This is a genomic window from Streptomyces sp. CC224B, assembly GCF_030010595.1.
GTDB classification, from domain to species: Bacteria; Actinomycetota; Actinomycetes; order Streptomycetales; family Streptomycetaceae; genus Streptomyces; species Streptomyces longispororuber.
In genome coordinates this window covers 1-4,915 of the sequence record NZ_JASCXL010000216.1, presented here as the reverse complement: position 1 = coordinate 4,915, position 4,915 = coordinate 1, and the positions used below count along the sequence as shown (strand labels likewise).

Sequence of the window (4,915 nt, the reverse complement as noted above, 5' to 3'; positions counted from 1 at the left end):
CCACCGCCCGTGGCGGCCCCGGCGCCGCCCGCGCCGTCGGTCGCCCCGCCGCGGCCGAAGCCGCCCGCGCCGAGCCCGACGCCGCCGGAGCGCTCCAGCCCCGCGCCCGAGCCCGTGGCGTACCCCGAGTACCGCGCGCCCACGCGTCGGCAGCAGCCGCGCGGCGGGCCGTCCCTGGTCCATCTCACCCTGCTCATCACCGCACCCGCGGTGCTCGCCGTCGCCGCGCTGCGACCGCGCTGACCGCCGGAGGAACCGTTGTCGGAATGGCTTGTTCTCACCCTCGCGATGGGCGCCGCGTGCGGCGTCGTGCTCGTCGTCGTCGTCCTGCGGCACTGGCGAACCTCCGCGGACTATGACGCGTCGGAAACTCCGGACGTGATGGAGTACATGACGATGATGATCGGCGTGGTCTACGCGATCGTCCTCGGTCTGGCCATCGCAGGCGTCTGGGAGGCTCGCAGCGCCGCCCAGGACCACGTCCGTGTCGAGGCCCAGGCGCTGCACGAGGTGCACGAGCGGGTCCGGATCTACCCCGCCGAGGTCCGCGACCGCATCCGGGGCGACGTAAGGGCGTATGTCGGCCATGTCGTCACCACGGAGTGGGACCGGATGGCCGACACCGGGGAACTGACCCCGCGCGGCACCCAGTTGCTGGAACGTATCCGCCACGGCGTGACCGATTACGAACCCGCGTCCGACTTCGAGGCCCAGGCCTACCAGCCGCTGATCGACCAGGTGGCCATCGTCGACGACGCCCGCGTCGCCCGGGGCGACAGCGCCGAGCCGACCATGCCCGGCGTCGTCTGGTTCGGCCTGCTCACCGGCGGCCTCGTCACCGTGGGTCTGATCTTCGCCCTGCAGATCCGTCGCACGGCGCGCGAACTCATCCTCGCCGGTCTCTTCTCCGCCCTGATCGCCTTCCTGCTCTTCCTCATCTGGGGCTTCGACGCCCCCTACAGCCGGGGCATCGCGGCGACGGCGGAGCCCTTCAAGGTGCTGTTCCCGGGCGTCGGCGACTGAGCCGCCCCCGGTGGGCGGGGTTCCGGGTGGCCCGGGGGCCCGGTGGCTCGGGGTCCCGGGTGGTCCGGGGTCCCGGGTGGTCCGGGCCCCGGGTGGTCCGGAGTCCCGGGTGGCCCGCGGCTTCCGGCCGTGCGGCACCGGGCCGCTCCCGGCGGCGGGTGCCGGGCCGGTGCCGTGCGGCGCGTCCGGGCGGGACGGTGCTGTGCGTCAGGCCGGCGCCGTGCGGCGCACCCGGCCGGAACCGTCCCTGCGGGAGGCACGGAGCCGGTCCCGTCCGGTCGCCCGGCCGCCCGTCGGGCCACCGGCGCAGGGGAAGTACCGGTGGCCCGGCCGCACGGGTGCCCCCGCTGTCCCCCGTTGTGCCGTCACCCGTGCGGCATATGCCCATGTAACCCCCTCCCGGAGCCGTCCGGGGAGCGTGTGCGCCGGACCAGTGCGTGCGCGGCACGCACACGGCGTGTGACCGGAACGGCCGCCTCGCCCTCGCCTCACCCGCCTGCGCACGCCGCCGCCCACGCGCCCGGCCACGCTCCCCCCGCTCCGTACTCGCGCCGTGCACGCCCTCCACCTCGTACGCGTCGCGCGCCCTCGCGTCCGCAGCCGTGGGCCCCTCCCCCGCACCCGTCGCCGCGCCGGTGCCGGACCCGGCGCCTGACACGCTGCCCCGCCCTGCCACGTCCTCACACCGCGTCACCGCGCCACGCCGCCCGTGTCCCCTGTCCGGCCCACCGCTGTGCCCCGTTCGTACGACAGCGATCGCGGGGCAACCGCGGCATATCTAGCGTTCACGGCATCGAGGTGCGTATCAGGCGCCGCCGGAAGCAGGTCCGCGGCCGCTCCTCGGGACCCGGAGGACTCGTCATGCGCGCGATACGCGTCGCCTCGGCGGCACTGCTCACCACGGCCGCCCTGGCCCTGACCACTCCCACCGCGGTGGCGGGCGACGAGAACATCACGTCGTTCGGCTTCCGCGTCACGCCCTCCACGGTCGCCGCGGGCGGCCAGGTCACGCTGAGCGTCGACGGCTGCGAGCACGCCGCGAAGGTGACCTCCGGCGTCTTCGACGACGTCACCGTCCCCAAGGGGCAGAAGTCGGCCACGGCGCACGTCTTCCCGGACGCCAAGCCCGGCGCCCTGTACGAGGTGACGTTCACCTGCGGCCCGGAGTCCGGCACGACCGACCTGACCATCGCCACCGGCGGCGGCCGCCAGAGCCCCGGTACGCAGACCAAGGGCGTCAAGGCGGGTGTGGGGGGCAGCGCAGGCGGGTTCGACGCCCAGCACGTCGCCGTGGGCGGCGTGCTCATCGCGGGTGTGCTCGGCACGGCGTACTGCTGGACGCGGCGGCGCCCGGACTCCGGCCACTCCTGAACCGGCACCGGCACACGGCCCCCGCACACGGATGCCGCGCATGTATCCCGCACACGGCCCCCACGCATGGATCCCGTCCACAGCGGCGCACGCACCCCGCCCGCACTTCCCGCACACAGGTCCCGCACGCGGCGCCTCACGGACCTCGCACACGGACGACGCCCGTGCGAGGCGCGACGCCCGTGCGAGGCGCGGGGACGCGGCCGGCCCGGCGCGGAAGGGGGACGCGCGAGGCCGGCCGTGGTCCTTCATCCTCCGCCCGCGCCGCTCAGGCCTTGTTCTCGGCGCGGCGCCGCATCCAGAACACGCCGCCGCCGACCAGGGCAACCGTCACCAGGGCACCGCCGATGGCCATGTCGGTGCTGGTGGCACCGGACGTGGAGCTGCCGCCGAGGCCGCCGCGCGCGGCGCCGTGGATCACGGTGAAGGCGTGCGGCCGCGTGAGCGGCTTGCCGTTGCAGTGCGCGGTGATGTCGTAGGCACCGGGCCGGGCGTGGTGGTGGACGGTGACGGTCGCGCTCGACGTGTTGCCGCCCGGGATGGCGTTCAGGTGGGTCTTCGGGAAGGCGGGCGACTCGACCGTGCCGGGCGCCTCGCAACTGTCGACGGTGACCGTGAGCTGACCGCCCCGGGCGATCACGCTGGGCATGGCGACGATGTTGCTCGGTCCGGTCCAGGCGGTGGCCGTCGGCGCGGCGAGGCCCACGACGGCGCCCGCGGCGACGACCGCCGCCAGTGCACGTGAATTACGCATGGAATTCCTCCGCGAGAGGCACCCCGGGAATCCATTTCCCCGGTCGTTCGGCGAGAGCACCCCTCAGTCAGACCCTCAGACGCCCTGCGTACGGCCGCATTTCGGGGATCGTCCGTCCTGGTGAGGCAACACGCCGGGCGCCGTCCGCGCGAGAGGTAATCGCCGCAGGTCACGAACCGTCAGAAATTTCCTGCGGGCCGCGACTCGGATGGCGCAGACCCCGTGGTCACGCCACCCGTTCGCATCCGCCCTTTCGCACGCCGCGCGCGCTGCACTTAGCGTTTTCGTACGTGCCGTGACGTGGCCGGAACGCCGCGTCGAGAGGGGATAGGGAATGTCGTCGTCCCAACCGTTCGAGGCCGCCGGGCAGCCTTCCGGAGAGTTCGAGGAATTCGAGGAGGAGCGGCCGCGCAAGCGTGCGCCATGGGGTGTGATGGCGCTGGTGCTGCTCACCGGGCTCGCACTGATCCGCAACGGCTCCGGGGAGTTCGACGTGGGCCCGCCCCAGCCCGAGTCGGCGGCGGCCGCGGACCGCGCGCCCGTCAAGGCGGAGGACGCCCCCGTGCCCCTGACGTTCTCGCCCGCCCACCGCGTCCGCATCAAGGCGATCCGCGTCGACGCCCCGGTGATGCAGGTCGGCCTCGACGCGGAGGGCTGGGTGGACGCGCCCCCGGCGGACGACCCCAACCTCGCGGGCTGGTTCACCGGAGCGGTGTCGCCCGGTGAGAAGGGCACGGCCGTCGTCGTGGGCCACGTCGACAACCGGCAGGGCCCGGCGGTCTTCTACAGCCTCGGCTCGCTCAAGAAGGGCGCCCGCGTCGAGGTCCTGCGCCAGGACCGGCGTACGGCCGTCTTCGAGGTCTACGGCGTCGAGGTGTTCGCCAAGAACGACTTCCCCGGCCATCGCGTGTACGGCAACAAGGGCGTGCCCGAGCTGCGGGTCATCACCTGCGGCGGCGGTTTCTCGCAGCAGAGCGGCTACGACGGCAACGTGGTGGTGTTCGCCCGCCTGGTCGACGTGCGCTGACGCGCGACCGCGCGGTGCGCGAGGCGGAGTCACCACCCGGGTGGGCGCGGCGGCACCGTCAGGTGGAATCCGGAGGCGAGGAGCGCCGGCAGATATCTGTCGAGGGCGCGCACGCTCTGTGTGCGGTCGCCGCCCGCGTCGTGGGAGAGCACGACGACGCCGGGGCCCGCGCCGTTCAGGACGCGCCGGACGATGGTGCGGGTGCCGGGGGTGCGCCAGTCGAGGGTGTCGACGGTCCAGGCGAGCGGCTCCATGCCGAGCTCCGCGCCGAGCTCGAAGGCCGCCCGGTTCCAGGCGCCGTAGGGGGCGCGGAACCACAGCGGCGGCACCCCGACGGTGCCCTGGACGATGTCGCTGGTGCGCTCCAGCTGCTCGCGGATCGCGGACCGCGTCAGGTCGGGGAGCAGCGGGTGGCTCCAGGTGTGGTTGCCGATCACGTGCCCGTCGTCGGCCATCTGCCGCAGCAGATCCTGGTTGTCCGCGACCATCTCGCCGCACACGAAGAACATGGCGCGGGTGTCGTACTGCCGCAGCGTGCGCAGGATGTCCGGGGTGTAGCGGGGGTCGGGTCCGTCGTCGAAGGTCAGGACCATGGCGCGGGTGCGCCCGGGCAGCCGCAGGATGGGCGCGCGGCGCACGGCGAGGCCGGCGGGGGCGGTGCGCGCGGGCGCGTGCCCGGCCATCGGCCGCAGCCGGTACGCGGAGGGCCTGCGGGCCCGGAAGGCGCCCGGGCCCGCGGC

The 4,915-nt window shown here is 74.3% G+C and carries 5 protein-coding genes and 1 pseudogene; 4 read left to right on the top strand and 2 right to left on the bottom strand.

Annotated features, from left to right (window positions below; translation table 11 throughout):
- The 3 genes and pseudogenes from QK440_RS40740 to QK440_RS40730 all read left to right on the top strand — a co-directional run.
- Positions 1 to 243 (top strand): annotated as a pseudogene (locus QK440_RS40740) (hypothetical protein); the annotation flags it as partial.
- A 15-nt stretch (positions 244 to 258) separates the two neighbouring features.
- Positions 259 to 1,023 carry a DUF4239 domain-containing protein gene (locus tag QK440_RS40735; protein WP_282798311.1) on the top strand — a complete coding sequence of 255 codons (765 nt, stop codon included), beginning with the start codon at positions 259 to 261 and terminating at the stop codon, positions 1,021 to 1,023.
- Between the two features lie 861 nt (positions 1,024 to 1,884).
- Complete coding sequence (locus QK440_RS40730) at positions 1,885 to 2,394, top strand: hypothetical protein (RefSeq protein WP_282798310.1); 510 nt, start codon at positions 1,885 to 1,887, stop codon at positions 2,392 to 2,394.
- A gap of 268 nt (positions 2,395 to 2,662) precedes the next feature.
- Here QK440_RS40730 and QK440_RS40725 read toward each other — a convergent pair whose 3' ends face one another.
- Positions 2,663 to 3,148: a hypothetical protein gene (locus QK440_RS40725; RefSeq protein WP_282798309.1), complete on the bottom strand. Its 486-nt coding sequence runs from the start codon at positions 3,146 to 3,148 to the stop codon at positions 2,663 to 2,665.
- A 433-nt stretch (positions 3,149 to 3,581) separates the two neighbouring features.
- On the opposite strand from QK440_RS40725, the gene QK440_RS40720 reads away from it, so the two are divergent.
- Positions 3,582 to 4,175, top strand: a complete 594-nt coding sequence (locus tag QK440_RS40720) for a class F sortase (RefSeq protein ID WP_190140759.1) — start codon at positions 3,582 to 3,584, stop codon at positions 4,173 to 4,175.
- A gap of 29 nt (positions 4,176 to 4,204) precedes the next feature.
- Here QK440_RS40720 and QK440_RS40715 read toward each other — a convergent pair.
- On the bottom strand, positions 4,205 to 4,915 hold a 711-nt coding region (locus QK440_RS40715), incomplete at its 5' end, for a polysaccharide deacetylase family protein (protein WP_282798308.1).